The organism is Streptomyces malachitofuscus (assembly GCF_055571035.1).
In genome coordinates this window covers 17,900-33,740 of record NZ_JBVIGA010000030.1, presented here as the reverse complement: position 1 = coordinate 33,740, position 15,841 = coordinate 17,900, and the positions used below count along the sequence as shown (strand labels likewise).

Here is a 15,841-nt window from a genome sequence, read left to right as displayed (position 1 = left end):
CGTCGGCAATGCAGAGCTTTCCTTCATAGCGATTCACCTGCAGAAACCTTACCGGGTCCGACCCGCTTGAAGTCCGGTTGATAGCAGATGCTGGCGTGTAGAAGCTGACAGCTATTATGGGGTGATCGCCGAAATTTCATCAGCGCCGCCTTTACGGTGATCGGCCGTGCCCTCATTTATCACCACGGCCACGCTGCCGGGACGCGGAAACAATCGCCGCCACCCATACGGCACAACAACGAGAAAGCGCGAACGGTTCACAGCAGCGGTTGATGGGGCACTTGACCACAATACGCATCGCAAAGATTATGAAGAGGTCTCAAATGGTTTGACATCGGACCCTGCTATGGCCCAAGCCCCGGCGCGCTGCCAGCTCGGCCCAATTGTCGGCGCCCGATCTCGTACTCCGCCACGAACTCGCTGGACTGATCGATCGGCCCGGCGGCCGCAGGACCTGGCCCCCTACAGTGCCGCACTGTCGCCCGCCGCTCACCCTTCGGCTCCGTCGCCGCCTGCGGGGACCCCGCTCAAGGCGTCGTAATCTGGGCGCTGTTGCTCAAGCAACCGGGGAAGTCAGACGCCATCGTCACCCCTCTCACCACAGTACTCCGCGTCCCTGGCGCCGTCGCTGAACTCGCCAACCGCCTGCCGCACCACCTCGAAGGGGACGTGCCTCCCGCCCGATCCCTGCGCCGTGACGGAGGGCCCCGCCTCACCGTCGTGCCGACTCCACCACCGAGGGACTAGAGTACGGCCACGAAGTCGTGGCCGAGCGTTCAGACATCGTCCGAGCCGAGCCCGAAGCACGAACCGCCTCTACGTGGCCCTCAGACGAGCGGTCTCCCCCCTCCACATCGTGTACTCCGCAACACGGCCCGATGGGTCGGGGCGGGCGCAGGCGGCGGGGATGCCGCCCGCACCCGCGGGGGGCGAGGGCAAGGCCGAGGGACGGACTGGTTTAGCCGGTTTCGGTCACCGCGTCCGACCGGGACGGGGTCTGTTCGTCGGCGGGGCGGGGCCGGAGGAAGGCGAGCGGTGCGGCCAAAACGGTGACCACCGCCATCACTCCGGCCGTGACGACGGCGTCGCCGGTGAACAGGCTGCTGGCCACACCGGGGAACACGGTCACCAGCAGCGCCCGGCCGCTCATGTTCAGCGAGGACGCGGCTCCCTGCAGCTCGGGAAAACACCTGCAGGGACCGACCGAAGACCACGGGGTAGACGGCGGCGAAGCCGACACAGAAGACGGCGAGGGACACGGTAGTGGACACTGGACCGTTACCGAGGGCGAGGAACAGGGCGACTCCGGCCAGTGTGACGGCGATGCTGCACGCAACGGTGCGCCCGGAGCCGCCGAGGAGCTCCGTGATCCTGGTGGCGAAGAGGCTGGTGACTGCGAACGACGCGACGATGACCAGTAGGTTCCCGGCGAACGCCAGCGTGGACAGGTCGAAGGTGTCCGTGTAGAGGAAGGAGCTGGCGGCGATGAAAACCATGTAGCCGGCGAACAGCAGGTTCGGGACGAGAGACGCGGCGACGAATTCCCTGCTGCACAGCAGCCGTCGGTAGTCGCCCGCCACCTGCCGGACGCTCACCTTGACCAGCTCGTTCTTGGTCTCGGGTAGGAACCGCGCCATAAGCAGAAGCGACACCGCGGTGACGGCGAAAACCACCGCGTAGTTGCCGCGCCAGCCGAGGGTGCGGTTGACCACGCCACCGAGCGCTGGGGCCGCCGTCATGAAGGTGGACATGGCGGCGTTGGTCAGGCCGATCACCTTCAGCAGCCGGACGCCCTCGTAGACGTCCGCAATGATCACGAAGACGAGGACGACGGAGGTGCTGGCGCCGAGGCCTTGCACGAACCGAGACACCAAGCAGGAACTCGATGCCGGGCGCCACCGCGCAGCCCAGTGCGCCGACCAGCATGACACCGCGTCGACCGTACTGGTCGGACAGTGGCCCGTAGGCGAGGGCGCCCAGGCAGTAGCCGAGGAAGTTGTAGGTGACCGTCAGCCGGACCGACGACTCTGAGGCGTCCAGCACCCGGGCGATGTCGGGGAAGCTGGGCACAGACATGTCCAGCTCGATGATGGTGCCGATGAGCGCCACGGCCAGCAGCGCAGGCACGAATCTGTTCTTGTTCATGGCCTCGTGAGGGAAGGATTCGGGGTGCGCCGGAGACCGGCCGGGGCAAGTGAAGTGGGCACGTGGAACCGCGCCGTGCCGGAGCGGCAGCACTCTCGGCAAGGCTCAGCGGTGCGTGGTGAGTCTTCGCATCAGCGGCCACCAGGTGTCCTACGCGTTGCGCGGCCTGCGGCCCGCCCGCTCGCCACCTGTGGCGTGTAACGCCGACTGCGGCATGACCCCTTCTGAGGTGATCCCTTGGAGGAAGTTTTCGTCGATCATCCACGGTCGTCGGTGGCCACGACTCATTTGCCTCACCCCGGTCCGTCGATCCGGGCCAACAACTCCTCGCCGAAGAGCCGGCGTGCGGGACGACCACCGACTGCCCGCAGGGCACTGCCCGGGCGTACGCCTGGCAGGCCCGGGGCGGGACGAAATGGTGTTCTCCGCTCACGAAAGGATGAGCATGTCCAGTTCACGCAAACGGTCCGCGCGCGTGTAGGACCGCAGGCTGCCGGTGACGCGAAACTCGGTGGGCCCCAGGGCATCGCGGACCTACTCGGAGGTGCCGAGGGTGGCGTCCAGCAGTTCGTCGGGCCAATCGGCGCGGCACATGTGCCGCTAGTGCTGTGACCGGGAAGGTTCGCCGGGTTGCTCGTCGTGCTGGTTGGAAATGACTTCTCCAGCCAGTGTGGGGAGGCGGGATGGCGCAACCGGTCCGGGTTCGCGGGCTGACCGAGCAGGAGGGGCAGAAACTTCAGCACATCGTCCGGCGAGGCAGTACCAGCTCGGTGCGGTTCCGGCGAGCGATGATGCTGCTGGCCTCGGCCGGCGGCAGCACGGTCCCGTCATAGCCCGCCTGGTCCAGGCGGACGAGGACACCGTCCGCGACGTGATCCACAAGTTCAACGAGATCGGGCTCGCATGCCTGGACCCTCGCTGGGCGGGAGGCCGTCCCCGCCTGCTGAGCGGTGACGACGAGGACTTCGTCGTCCAGACGGCCACCACCCGCCCGACCGTGCTGGGCAAGCCCTTCACCCGCTGGTCCATCCGTAAGCTCGCCGATCACCTGCACCGGAACATAGCCAGGCCCGTCCGGATCGGCCGCGAAGCACTGCGGTGCTTACTGTCCCGCCGCGGGATCTCCTTCCAGCGCACGAAGACCTGGAAGGAGTCCCCGGACCCCGACTTCGACGCGAAGCTCGCCCGAATCGAGTACGCAATCAACCAGCGGCCTGACCGCACGTTCGCGTTCGACGAGTTCGGACCGCTGGGCATCCGCCCGACCGCCGGCTCGTGCTGGGCAGAACAGGGACGGCCAGACCGATTGCCGGCGACGTTCCGCCGAACGCACGGGATCACCTATTTCCACGGCTGCTACTCCGTCGGCGACGACCAGATGTGGGGGATCAACCGGCGTCGCAAGGGCATCGACCACACCTGGGCGGCCTTGCGAACCATCCGGGCCGCCCGACCGGACAGCGCCCCCATCTACGTGATCCTCGACAACCTCTCCGCCCACACGAACTGGCGGATGAAAAGGTGGGCGGCCAAGAACAAGGTCGAGCTGTGCTTCACCCCGACCTACGCCTCCTGGGCCAACCCCATCGAGGCCCACTTCGGACCGCTGCGGCAGTTCACCCTGGCCAACTCGAACCATCCCAACCACACGGTCCAAACCCGGGCCCTCCACGCCTACCTGCGCTGGCGCAACCAGAACGCCCGCCACCCCGACGTCCTCGCAGCCCAACGACGTGAACGAGCCCGCATCCGCAGTGAGAAGGGTGTCCGATGGGGAGGGCGTCCCACCACGATTACGGCCTGAACGATTACACCTGCTCCTGATACACCCTGATCTCGGTCGGCTTGAGTCTGTGGATCGTTGCCCAGGCTGCCCGCTCAGTCAGTCCTTTAGCCCACTCTTCGAGATCGTCTCCGGCATCGTGGAAGAACCACGAGTCGAAGCTTCCGAGGGCCTCCAGGGTGGGTGCACGTCCGTATCTGAGCTCGCAGTGGACCTGCACGTAATGGTCGTGTTCACCGTCGCTGTCGGAGATCTCGAACTGCCGGGTGAGGTCCACCATGAACGCCGCAGGACCGTCGAATGCGTGGGTCCCGTACTGGAACAGAAGACCGTCAGCGTCGGGTGTGCCCGAGACGTCGAACAGCCGTCCGCCGAATCGGAGGAAGGCAAGCCAGAGATCCTCCGTGACCAGATCGTCAAGCGCTCGCTGCCCCGACCCCAGTTCGCCCTCAAGCACTCCCACGGCCTCGTCCACCGACAGTCTCCGCGTCATGCCCGACCCCCTCATCCACCGCAGCCGGGCTCAGCGTACTGACCCGGTGAACCTTCCCGGTCAGAGCACTAGGCGAACACGAGGGACACCTCGCGGTACGTGGCGGTGTCGTACCGGCCGGCGTGACGGGCGTCACCACGCCAGCATGCTGCCTGCCACGAACGTCGCGGCCACCATCGTCGCGGGGGCCACGCCGGGAACGTCGACCTGGTTGTGGTGGCCGGTGGCGTCCTCAAGGAGAGCGGTGTACTGAGGGAGGCGACGCCGTCTCGGACGAGGCCGCGGCCTCCCGTGACCGGCTCTTCCACGCCGCCGGTCTGCCTTCCCGGTGTGAGCTGACCCCAGAGCTTGCCTCGGTGTTCGGGACGCGTTGATCCCCCGGTCAGGAGGGGTTGGCGGAGTTTCAGGTTCACTTGTTCCGCTCGCACGGCACCTGGCCGGCCGACCCCTACCCGTCCGGCTTTCGCTCTGCAGCCGACAGTCGGCACATGCCCTGCGCACCCTGCACCGCATGTGCCGCGGTCTACACACACTGACCTCGACCACCCCGATGTCCGAAGAATGTCCTGCACGCCACACAGACCCTGAACGGGAATCGTCCACCAACCATCGCGGAAATCTTCCCAGCTGCAGCGCCAGTGTGACGCAGGCCATACAAACCTCTATGGCCGAACGGACAGGGCACTGTGTGGAACTTTCTCTCCGTGCCCGCATTCAGTCCGGTGACGCGTCTGCATTCACTCAGCTGTTCCGTGAGCATGCGCAAGCCGTACACGCTCACGCCGCACGCTGGCTCGGAGAACAAGCAGCAGCAGAGGACGTCGTCTCCCTGACCTTTCTGGCGGCTTGGAGATTGCGCGAAAGGCTGCTCTCCGACGCGGAGTTCGCAGCACTCAACCCTGCTGAGGACCACACGGCCGACGGGCTGCAAGCGTGGTTGTTCGGCATCGCAACCAATGTGCTGCGCAACACTCGGCGTGCCGCGCGGCGGCACAGAGCCGCCTTGGAGCGTCTGCCGGGCCGCCGGACGGATTGTGAAGTGGTTCCAGACTTCTCCGAAGCCCTCGTCAGCGGCTTGAACGACCTTGAACGTCTTGCCGCCGCCCAGCGCGCGCTGTCTCAGCTGCGCCCCCGCGAGCGTGAGGTGTTCGCACTGTGCGTGTGGTCGGAACTCAGCTACGCCGCCGCAGCGGAGGCCTTGAACGTGCCGGTCAGCACCGTCCGCTCCCGGCTGTCCGGGGCCCGCCAACGGTTGCGGCGGCTCACCGAAGCAGAACTCTCGTGCCGCTCCTCCCGGCCGCCTCGGCCACCAGCGGCTCTGTGGAACCGGACCGGAACCAGGTGAGCGGGCCACAATGACCCGGTCAATGCAGGAGAGACGCAGATGAATACCACGGAACGTGAAAAGCTGGCACGGTTGTTGCCGAGTCCGGGCGAGCCGGTTCTGCCAGGTGACCGCCTCACACAGCTGGAGATCCATCTCATCCATGAGATCACCGGCCATACCTCTGAGGCCAGCGCTCGGCTCACCGAATACAGGCCGTGGGCTGCCCTGGCACGCCGGTGCCTCACCGCGGTCGCGCTGCCCGCAGGCATCGCTGCCGCTGCCGTAGCAGCGGTATTGACCCTCGGTTCCGGCAGCTCTGAGCGTCAGTCCCCCGATCCCACGGCAGTCGATCTGCTCAATCGCATCGCCGTGGCAGCGGAAGCCCAGGATGCGCCCACGGTGAGAGACGACCAGTACATCTTCATCAGGACTCAGGGCACCCAGGAGAGCAAGCAGGGAACAGACACCTTCCGTCGATCGGACTGGCTCCCCGTCGACGGCAAGCGGGACGGCCTCGCCCGCATCACTGTCCTGTCCGGCCCTTCCGGCAAGGGCACCGAGGACATGGCGCTGACGGCCGACCCCAACTCCGTCACCTATCGGGAACTGCAGGCTCTGCCGACCGACACGGACGGCTTGTACCAGTGGATCTGGACCACTACGAAGGGCCAGGGGCCAAGCCACGAAATGGCAGCTCTTGAGCTGATCGGTTCCATGCTGGAAGGCGCGACGCTGCTGCCTGAGGTGGACGCGGCTCTTTACCGCGCCGCTGCGAAGATCCCGGGCGTGCGTGTAGTCGAAGACGCCAAGGACGCCGCCGGCAGGGTCGGTGTCGGCCTTGCCTTCGGCGATGGCGACGAGCACCGGGTGTGGGTTTTCCGGATGGAGAGCCTGGAGTATCTCGGGTCTGCCGAGGTGGCGCTGCTCAACGTCGGCGTGGTCGAGAAGGTGGGCGAGACTGCATCCGGTTGAAGCGCGAGGGACTCTCCGTACGCGCCGGCCTGCACCTGGCAGGGTGTCGGCGTCTCCGCCTTCCTACTGGGTCGGCCTCAACATCGTGCCGCTATGTCGATCAGAAGCGACTTGTCGGTTGCTGGCTCTACTGCGACATGGGCAGGTCGGTCGTCGTCGCCTCGTCCTGCTGCGCGCACGCCGCGGGGCGGCATGGCTACCCTGACGGGTTCTTGAGGTGAGATGGGAAGGACCGGGGCTGGTCACCAGCCGGTGATGCGGCTCCAGCAAGCCCGGATCACCGGGCAAGGCTGCGTGTCCTTGCTGCTGTCGACGACGTGGTAGCCCCGGAACTGAGCGGCCGTGGCGCAGGCGGGTTGGGCAGAATGCGCAGCCGGTGCCAACCGGAAGGGCGGGCGGGTCGACGCCGTCGCGGGCGGTGAGGGTGCCGTGTTCCTGGCTCGCACTGAGGTTCCCCCGCTGCGCGGGAGTGGCTGACTAGCAGGTCAGGGCAGGTTGGCATGGTTCCAGGTTCGCTTGTTCGGCCGCTGCCTGGCCGGAGTAGTGCTTCTCCTCGTACTCGATCGGGCTGAGGTAACCGAGCCGTTTCTGGATGCGGCGGGGGTTGTAGAAACCGTCGATGTACTCGAAGAGCGCGAGGTTCGCTTCGGCCCTGGTGGCGAAGACGCGGCCGCGGAAGCACTCGGTCTTGATGACCATCCACAGGTGCTCCGCGAGAGCATTGTCGAACGAGTCGCCGACCGAGCCCACGGATACCTGGATACCGGCCCTGACCAGGCGTGTTGTGAGCTTCACGGAGGTGTACTGAGCGCCGTGGTCGGCGTGGTGGATGAGCTCGCCGGGCGCGACTTCGCGGCTGGCCAGGGCGTACTCCAGCGAGGTGAGGACCAGGTCCGCGTGGGCGGAGGTTTCCCAGGCCACCACCCGGCGGGAGAACGCGTCCCGGATCGCGGACAGCCACAACGGCCCCTCCAGCGTCGTGATCATGGTCAGGTCGGTGCCCCACAGCCGGTTCGGTCCGTCCGCGGTGAAGCCGCGCTTGACCAGGTCGGGGGCGAGGTCGGCGTCTGGGTCCCGGCGGGTGAACGCTTGCCCCGGCGGGGGCTGATCCCGGCGAGGCCGACCTGGCGCAGGAGCCGTTCGACGCGTTTGCGGCCGACGTGGACGCCTTCACGTTTGAGGACGGCGTGCACGCGGGGTCAGCCGTAGATCCCGCCGGAACCGGCGTGGACCTGCCGGATCATGCCCGTCAGCTCGGCGTCCTGGCGGTGCCGCCCACATGGCTCCTTCTCGGCCTGGCGCCAGCGATAGTAGGTGGAGGAGGGGATGGAAAGTTCCCGGAGTACGGGCTCGACCCCCAGGTGCGGGTGCGAGTCGAGGAGCGCGGTCACCTGGGCCGGGTCAGGTCGAGCTGGGCTGCGAAAAAAGCCGAGCCCGTCCGCAGGACCTCGTTCGCCCGCTTGAGCTGGGCGTTCTCCTTGCGAAGGGCGGCAAGCTCCTCACGCTCGGCGGTGGTGCGCATGTCACCTCGCTCGCCGGCATCGGCCTCGGCCTGGCGGATCCAGGTGCGAAGGGCCTCGTGGTGCGCACCGAGCTCCTCCGCCATGCGGCGGATCACGGGCTTCGGCTCGGCGGTCCGATACATCCGGACCACACGCTCCCGCAACTGGGGTACTTCCTCGGCGCAGGCATCGTCTGGCCTCCTCTCGTGAAACCCAACTGACCCTCTGTCACCTCTTCCCGCATCTCGGGGGAACCTCACACCGGTCATGACTTTCGGGATGACGCTGCCGGCCAGGATCAGCAAGCCGGACCGCGCCCGGGGGCGTCGTACCGCGTGCGGCACGTCAATGCGCGGCCTGCCGGTCCTGTCCTGAAGTCACCTGCTCGCGTGGTGGCAAGCTCGAGGCCGACAACGCGCTGGCGCAGAACCGGCGTGAGGGCTTTCGCATAGGACTCCGCCAAGTGGCTGTCGTCGCGGTAGACGAACGTGTCCGCCACGACGCTCGGGCACGTGCCCCGGCGCGGGCACAACCACGGCTGCGGATCCACCACGGTGACGCCGGCGCGGACCGCTGCCGCACGGCCGGCTTTCCGCAGCAGTGGTGACCTGATGGCGTCGCTGCGGTCGACTTCGCAGCGACGCAGGTGCACCGGGTTGTGAGCCGCGCACTCGACGGCGTCGCCCCTGGGCCAGGGATTGTCGAGGAGGACGACGACACGGTCTGCGGCGTGGGCGAGCCTCCGGTAGACACGCTCGTAGCCGGCTGTCCACTCCCCCAGCGGACGTTCCATCCGGCGGGCGGGTTTGGCCGCCTCGGACGAGGACGCCACGACGAGGATCGGGTGCAGCTGCTCAATCCGTTCGAGTGCCTTCTCTTTCCAGGAGTCGCAGGAGGTGTAAGGCCGGTTTTGTGCGACTGTCGTGATGTCGGCGGTCTTGCAGGAAGACTTCGTCAGGGACACCAGCTTCCACCCGTAGTCGTGACTGAGTTTCTCCCACGCAGGGAACCACTGCGCAGCATGGGAGTCGCCGAAGAGAACGACGACCTTCTCGGAAGCGCGGTCGCCATACACGCACCGCGGTGACTGCGCTGCGTCGTAATTCACGTGACAGCCGTCGCGGTAGACAGCCGACCGTTGGTTCTTCACCTCGGTCAACGCCGGCGTGAGGTTGCTGGGCAATCCGGCCGCGGGCGCAGCGAGGAGCTGGGCCAACCGAGCCTGGGCGTCCGGTGCGGTGGCGAGTACCGAGGTGAGGTCGCGGGCACGATCGCCGGTGCTGATGGCCGGTGGGAAGCATCCGCCGATCAAGGCGGTACACACGACGGTCGCCGACAGACCGAGCCCGAGGGTGAGCGCCGCGTGCGGCCGACGGCGCAGTGCAGTGTGGTGGCGGAGCGGGTTCTCCACCAGGTGTAGGCTCACCCAGGCCAGCACCAAAGCTGCACCGCTCAGGACAAGGGCGAGTTGTGTGGTGGTCGGACGGTTCAAAGCTGCGGGACCGAGTACCAGCAGAGGCCAGTGCCACAGGTACCAGCCGTAGGAGACTTCGCCGAGCCAGGTCGCCGGCCGAGTCCGCAGCAGTTGCGCGACGCTGTACCGGCAGGTGACCAATCCGCTTGCGATCACGAGCGCCGCGCCGAGCACCGGCAGGAGGGCCAGGCGGCCGGGGAAGAGAGTGTCATCGTCGTAGAGCACGGCCGCGGCCACGAGGGCGAACAGCCCGAGCCACCCGCTCACCGCGGCCACCACGGGCACCGTGCGCAGCAGGCGAGTCAGTGCGCTGGCACCGAAGGCCAATAGGCCACCTGCGCCCAGTTCCCACAGCCGCGTATGAGGGCCGAAGTACGCCCACGGCGATGACGTCTCCACCATCTGGACGCTCCAGGCGAAGGACAGCAAACACAGCAGGACCAGCGGCAGAACTCTCAGCCAGGGCCGGCTCAGCAGTTTGACGACCGCCAGGAGCAAGACGGGCCACAGCACATAGAACTGCTCCTCGACGGACAGCGACCACATGTGCTGGAAGGGAGAAGGCGCAGCGCCCTCTTGGAGGTAGTCAGCTCCGCTGTTGGCCAGTTCAACATTTATGAGGTACAGCGCACTGACCAGTGCGTCGTACAAGAACTCGTCGTAGCGGATCTTCGACGCGAAGAGCCGGCACCCCACCAGAGTGACGAGACCGACCAGCGTCGCCAACGGCAGAAGACGGACAGCACGCTGGGCGTAGAAGCGGCGCAGGCGCAGCGTCCCTAGCCGGCGGGTCTCCCGCTTCAGACTGGACGTAATGACGAAACCGGAGATGACGAAGAAGACGTCAACGCCGACATATCCGCCTGCCACACGCGGCACTTGGGCGTGTGCGAGCACCACCAGGACAACGGCAAGGCCCCGCAGCCCCTGAATGTCCGACCGGAACGCAGAGCCCGGCGTGCCCGGTGGGGGTGCGGTTGCCCGCCACGGACGACGTCGCGCCTCCTGAGACCGCGGGAGAGGAACGCGGCCTCGGTGGGCAGTGCTGTAAGGCGCCTGATGTGTCACACCATGGGACTGTCCGCAGAGCGACATGGTTTGGCGTGATACAGGTCACATCGCTTACGGTCGGCTACGGACTCCCTCGGCGACGGACACCAACTGCTGCCAGTCCTGCCGCGGTCGGCGGCTTCAGACAGAACGGACCGACCGTTCAACCAACGCCAGCGGTTGTCTCGGAGCCCCCATAAAGCCACTTCGATGTGCCGGGCCTGTCCACAAGCGTCCGAGCGCGCGGCAACAGTCGCCGTGGAGACAGACGACGATCGCCGTTCGAGCGCGCGGCACGCAGGCTGTCGCATCCATACCGAAGGGCCGCCGACGCCGATCAGCCCCCGGTGCCGCAGCCCTGCCTGATCGGACCGTGGCAGCCTGGTCACGGTCATAGCCGATGGCGCCCGCGCTCGCCGTCGCAGAGGCGGGCCCGTAAGTGGTCGTGCGCCTCGGCGCCGATGCAGAGCCCCTATCTCTCCACACCCCGCCACCGAGCGCTCATCAGTCTCCCACCGACCACCATCGCCCCCACTAACCAACCAGTCGCGATCAGACGTCCCACCCCGAATTCCATTACCGGCACAGGGACCATCGCAGCGGCCACCACCACCCCGGCGCCCGCACACGCCGCAGCCGCTTCCGCCCACACCCGCACAGTCCCGCGCCCCCACCTCCACGGCCATGTCTCACTCGTCAGCAGATACGCGACCAGCAGCCCAACCACCCCTGCCGCCTCCCACCACGCCGGATCCCCGAACGCCGCGATCACGACGATGCATCCCGCCAACACCGTCGTCCGGTGCCGCAGCAGATGGTCGGACCAGCGCGCGGAATCCAGCGACGGCCGCCGGTCAACCGCCGGAGCCGCCCATGCGGCAAAGACGACGGCACACCCGAAGGTCACGGCCACCAACACCCCGCCCACCGTCACCCAAGGTCTCCACGCCGCGACGACAGCACCCGTCGCCAGTACCCGCACCGCCACGGTACCGGCCCAGCAAGGCGCGTACTTCCGCAACCCCGCTCGTGCATCGAGCACCTGCCCCGCGCTCACCCCCGCCCCCCAACCCGCCTCGACAGCAACGGCGCCATCGTCAGATCCAACGACTCACCCACGCCGTGCCGGAGCACCGGGATCCCACTATCCCTCAAGGCGAACCGCATGGCGTCCCGGTCCGCATGCCACAACCGCAACCCCAACATGCCGACCACGTCCTCGGGTTCGACCTGCGGGTCCCCGCCGGGGATCTCCACGACAACCGGTCGGCGCCCCCGCTCCTGAAGATCCTGCAACACCCCGAGCACCCGTGGGTCGCTCAACGGAGTGAACATGTACACCAGTGCCCCCTGCGGCAGCGCGGGCGGCGGCACCCGTTCAAGCCCCGCCCCGTCGAACCGCCGGTCCTTGCGGACGTCGAGGACACTTTCAATGATGCGGTAGAAGGCCACGTCCCCGGCCCCCGGCGCCAACCACCGCGTAGTGCCCCCGATCGAAACAACTCCAACCCGGTCGTGAGTGCGCAGATAGGCTTGCGACAGCCCGGCAGCGGCCCGCACCGTCTCGTCCAGAGACGACACGCCAGTCGCCGGGTCAACGACGTCCCCGAACGCGTCCAGCAGCATCACCGTGTCGGCGGCTCGCTCGGCCGCGAACCGGTGCAGTTGCACGGCCCCGCGCCGGGTCGTCGACGGCCAGTGGATGCGCCGCTGCCGTTCCCCAGGCACCCACGGTCCCACCCCGATGACCTCGACACCGTCTCCAACCTGCAGGGAAGCGTGCTCACCGAGCCGCTGCGGCAACCGTACCGGGATCGGCGTAGACCTGGCCGGTGCAGTGAGCGGAAACACGGAAACCTCGGTCGCCTCGACCCGCACGGTGCGGCGCATGGTGCCCCCGACGTCATACACGTCGATGTCCACCGGGCCCAGCGACCACCGCCCCCAGCCCAGCGCGGTGTGGCGCAGTGTCACGGTCAACGGGCCGACAACGACCTCGTCGAGCCGCAGGCCAGGGCCGAGCGTGACGCGAGGGTCGAGGCGAACGGCGCCACCACCGTCGTGGGCCACCGCGATCCGGAGAGTGACGGTGTCGCCCTCCAAGCAGCGTTCCGGTTCGACGGTTGTCGAGGTCTCAATGCATCGGACGTAGGCACGTGGCAGCGCCAGCGCCAGTAGCACGAGCGATCCCGCCGCAAGCGCGAGCAGCCACGCTCGGCCTGTCAACAGGGCGGCGGACAGCGCGACAAGGGAGACAGTCAGCAGGCGCAGAGTCCGCTCGCCCAGGCGCGGCCCGTCGAACGGCCGGGGCGGCGGCTGGGCCAGCGAGTCCCGCCCCTCAAGGGCGCGGACCACAGCAACGCTCGGCTGCGGCGTAGGCGTTGGCGCGGTCACGCCGGTAGCGGCGCCGTACGCCGCGTGGACGGCGTGCCGACGCTGTCGACGATCTCGCGAAGCACGTCATCCGTAGACATGTCACGCACCCACAACTCCGGTCGTAGTGAAACCCGGTGAGCCAGAGCAGGCACCGCCAGACTCTTGACGTCTTCCGGGACGACAAAGTCGCGGCCGTTCAACACGGCACGGGCACGAGCCACCTGCACCAGGGCGAGTGCGCCGCGCGGTGAGGCTCCCATGCTGATCTGAGGGTGGCTGCGGGTCGCCCCGACAAGTGCGACGGCATACTCCAGCAGGTCCTCATCGATTTCCACGCGTTCTACGACGGCCCGCCATGCGATGACGTCGGCCGGTCCCACAAGCGTGTTCAGCGCGACCTCGGGCGTAGCCCTGCCGATCCGGGCTCGGAGCATCGCCAGCTCCTCCCGGGCGGCCAGATATCCCATACGCACGCGCAGTTGGAACCGGTCGAGCTGGGCCTCGGGCAGGGAGTATGTGCCTTCGTACTCCACCGGGTTGGCGGTTGCGATCACCAGGAACGGGTCGGGGAGCGGTCTGGTCTTGCCGTCCTCGGTCACCTGCGACTCGGCCATCGCCTCGAGCAGCGCGGCCTGGGTCTTGGGCGGTGTCCGGTTAATCTCGTCGGCGAGCAGGAGGTGCGTGAAGACCGGGCCGGGGTGGAACACCATCTCGCCAGTGCGTCGGTCGTACAACGGCGTGCCGGTGACGTCCGACGGCAGCAGGTCGGGCGTGAATTGGATCCGGCGAAAGTCCAGGCCGAGCGCGGTGGCGAACGACCGGGCGAGGAGGGTCTTGCCGAGCCCCGGCAGATCCTCGACGAGGACGTGTCCGCCGGCCAGCACGGCCAGCATCACCTGTTCGAGGGCATCCGCCTTGCCGACGACGGCACGGCCGATCTCGCGTAGTACGGCACCGGCCTGCTCGCGGACCTGCCTGGTGGTGCGTGGCTGAGGTGTGGAGGGACTTGTCACGCAACTTCTTCCTTATGACTGCGGGGAGGTACGAGTGGGTGCGCCAAGTGCCTCGAGCTGGTCGACAAGTCGGCGCAGCACGTCAAGGGGAATGTCGCCGTCGGGCCCGGTCAGTGGCGGCTCGGGCCCCAGCCACGGCCACAACTCGGGCCCAATCAACTCGGCGGCGCGCCGGGGCTGCTGATCGAGCGATACCTGGTGGTGCTCAGCGAGTCTAGCGTCGTAGAGACGGCGCAGGTCGGGCCCGAGCACCGCACGGTAGTAGAAGGCTCCGTCGGGCCCTGTGGCGGTCCTGATATTCCGTCGCCATTCGCCCATGCCCTGTGCTCTCGTCCTCAGCATCTGTAGCTCCTTCCGCCCGCCGGAGTCGAAGGCGCCCGCCCCGGCGACGTACCGGGTGGCGACCAGACCCGAGAGGACGAGCACGGTCACGACGGCGCCGGCCGCCTCAAGACCGTCGAGAAGCAGTACGAGCAGGACACCGGAGCCGGCGACCGCGCCGCCGAGCAGTCCGATCCGGCTCAGTGTGAGCATGTCCGGCTCCGGAGTCGAGTCCATGGGCCGGGTCACTCCGCGGCCTCCCGGTCTTGCAGCAGCGAGGCAATCTTCTCCAGTGCCTCGGCCGCCGCCTCTCGATGCACGGTGTCCATGGGGTGCGAGGAGTAGCGGGCCTCGCGGAACAGCGCCGTGAGTCGAGGCGCGGCCGGAGTCTGCGCGAGGCCCGCGCTGGCTGCGCGCGTGAGGAGGTCGGCAGGACTGTCAGAGACGCGCCGCTGCACGCCGGACGCAACGAAGGCGTCCTCCATCGCGGCGTAGCAGGCGATGATTGCCGCCCGGGCTTCACTGACGTCGACCAGAGCGCGACGCCCCGAACAGACGGCTGACAGGAGCAGGCGGGCGTCCTCCGCCGGGGCACCCGCGGCACCAGGGCGCGGCGGCACCGCCAGCCCGTGCCGACGCTGCCGCCGCACGACGGCCACTACGGTGATCACGACGACTAACGCGGCCAGCAAACCGAACAGGAGGTAGAGCGGCAGGGACAATGCGTACCCGGGATCGGAGCCGGGCGTGGCATCGTGGGGGGCCGGCGGCGCGAGGGGTGGGCCGAGGCCCTCCGGCGCGGTGGGCTGAGTGCTGTGGTGGTTGAACCGGTGCAGGACCAAGGCCAAGACGCCGAGGACGCCCGGTCCGGCAAGCAGCAACAGCGCGGCGGCCCGCCGCAGCCGCTCCTCGCCCGGTGACAGCGCGGCACGGCCGACGCCGACCCGGTGTCGATGGCGGGCAGTGACCATCAGAGTCCCCGCCGTCCAGGCTACCGACAGCCCGATTGCCACGATGCCCCGGCGACCGAGCGGCCCCGTGCCGGATTGCAGCAGCCCTTTGACGGGCCGCAGCACGAGGGCCGCAATGGTCAATACCCCTACGACGCCGACGGCAACACTTGTCCCGGACGCCACCTGTAACCGCTGCTCCCGTTGATCCACTAGTACCCCGATGAACACTTCCCCCGGACGCCAGTTCACCGCATGCTGGCACATGCGGAGCCGCGCACGACCGCGCGTTCCGCGGTCCTCACTAATTGGACACCTACTTGGCGGCCCTGGTCAGCTCTGCGTTCACTCAGCGTCGCGGGGGCGCCCGACTCGACCATGAGACGAGCAGACCGGCCCACACCAGTGAGGTCGCGGGGAGTGTCCAATAGACGG

12 protein-coding genes and 4 pseudogenes are annotated in these 15,841 nt (G+C 67.8%); 4 read left to right on the top strand and 12 right to left on the bottom strand.

Annotated features, from left to right (window positions below; all coding sequences use genetic code 11):
* Positions 1-827: 827 nt before the first annotated feature.
* A pseudogene (locus ACZ44S_RS33475) lies at positions 828-2,076 on the bottom strand (MFS transporter).
* Here ACZ44S_RS33475 and ACZ44S_RS33470 point away from each other — a divergent pair.
* Positions 2,003-2,155: a hypothetical protein gene (locus tag ACZ44S_RS33470; RefSeq protein ID WP_466936142.1), complete on the top strand. Its 153-nt coding sequence runs from the start codon at positions 2,003-2,005 to the stop codon at positions 2,153-2,155. The pseudogene ACZ44S_RS33475 and the gene ACZ44S_RS33470 overlap by 74 nt on opposite strands.
* Before the next feature lie 673 nt (positions 2,156-2,828).
* Positions 2,829-3,949: pseudogene (locus ACZ44S_RS33465) on the top strand (IS630 family transposase).
* Between the two features lie 4 nt (positions 3,950-3,953).
* Here the strand turns inward: ACZ44S_RS33465 and ACZ44S_RS33460 are convergent.
* Entirely contained in the window at positions 3,954-4,421 is a 468-nt protein-coding gene (locus ACZ44S_RS33460; RefSeq protein ID WP_466935990.1) for a hypothetical protein, read from the bottom strand.
* 688 nt (positions 4,422-5,109) lie between these two features.
* Here ACZ44S_RS33460 and ACZ44S_RS33455 point away from each other — a divergent pair.
* Both ACZ44S_RS33455 and ACZ44S_RS33450 read left to right on the top strand, forming a co-directional pair.
* A complete protein-coding gene (locus ACZ44S_RS33455) occupies positions 5,110-5,766 on the top strand; it encodes an RNA polymerase sigma factor (RefSeq protein ID WP_466935987.1) in 657 nt (218 codons plus the stop codon).
* A 39-nt stretch (positions 5,767-5,805) separates the two neighbouring features.
* Positions 5,806-6,720, top strand: a complete 915-nt coding sequence (locus tag ACZ44S_RS33450; protein WP_466935984.1) for a CU044_5270 family protein — start codon at positions 5,806-5,808, stop codon at positions 6,718-6,720.
* A 242-nt stretch (positions 6,721-6,962) separates the two neighbouring features.
* On the opposite strand, the pseudogene ACZ44S_RS33445 reads toward ACZ44S_RS33450, so the two are convergent.
* From ACZ44S_RS33445 to ACZ44S_RS33400, 10 genes and pseudogenes are all read right to left on the bottom strand, one after another.
* Positions 6,963-7,167, bottom strand: a pseudogene (locus tag ACZ44S_RS33445) (DSD1 family PLP-dependent enzyme); the annotation flags it as partial.
* A gap of 30 nt (positions 7,168-7,197) precedes the next feature.
* A pseudogene (locus ACZ44S_RS33440) lies at positions 7,198-7,791 on the bottom strand (IS3 family transposase); the annotation flags it as partial.
* Positions 7,710-7,913: a transposase gene (locus ACZ44S_RS33435; RefSeq protein WP_466935981.1), complete on the bottom strand. Its 204-nt coding sequence runs from the start codon at positions 7,911-7,913 to the stop codon at positions 7,710-7,712. The gene ACZ44S_RS33435 and the pseudogene ACZ44S_RS33440, both read right to left, overlap by 82 nt.
* Positions 7,914-7,919: 6 nt before the next feature.
* Positions 7,920-8,111 carry a hypothetical protein gene (locus ACZ44S_RS33430; RefSeq protein ID WP_466935978.1) on the bottom strand — a complete coding sequence of 64 codons (192 nt, stop codon included), beginning with the start codon at positions 8,109-8,111 and terminating at the stop codon, positions 7,920-7,922.
* Positions 8,108-8,386, bottom strand: coding sequence for a transposase (locus tag ACZ44S_RS33425; RefSeq protein WP_466935975.1), 279 nt, complete (start codon positions 8,384-8,386; stop codon positions 8,108-8,110). The genes ACZ44S_RS33430 and ACZ44S_RS33425 overlap by 4 nt, the downstream gene beginning before the upstream one ends.
* A 134-nt stretch (positions 8,387-8,520) precedes the next feature.
* Positions 8,521-10,791, bottom strand: coding sequence for an acyltransferase family protein (locus ACZ44S_RS33420; protein WP_466935972.1), 2,271 nt, complete (start codon positions 10,789-10,791; stop codon positions 8,521-8,523).
* A 1,008-nt stretch (positions 10,792-11,799) separates the two neighbouring features.
* Entirely contained in the window at positions 11,800-13,140 is a 1,341-nt protein-coding gene (locus tag ACZ44S_RS33415; protein ID WP_466935970.1) for a DUF58 domain-containing protein, read from the bottom strand.
* Positions 13,137-14,135, bottom strand: coding sequence for an AAA family ATPase (locus tag ACZ44S_RS33410; RefSeq protein ID WP_466935968.1), 999 nt, complete (start codon positions 14,133-14,135; stop codon positions 13,137-13,139). The genes ACZ44S_RS33415 and ACZ44S_RS33410 overlap by 4 nt, the downstream gene beginning before the upstream one ends.
* 12 nt (positions 14,136-14,147) lie before the next feature.
* A complete protein-coding gene (locus ACZ44S_RS33405) occupies positions 14,148-14,693 on the bottom strand; it encodes a hypothetical protein (RefSeq protein WP_466935965.1) in 546 nt (181 codons plus the stop codon).
* Positions 14,694-14,701: 8 nt separating this feature from the next.
* Positions 14,702-15,658: a DUF4129 domain-containing protein gene (locus tag ACZ44S_RS33400; RefSeq protein WP_466935962.1), complete on the bottom strand. Its 957-nt coding sequence runs from the start codon at positions 15,656-15,658 to the stop codon at positions 14,702-14,704.
* Between the last annotated feature and the right edge of the window lie 183 nt (positions 15,659-15,841).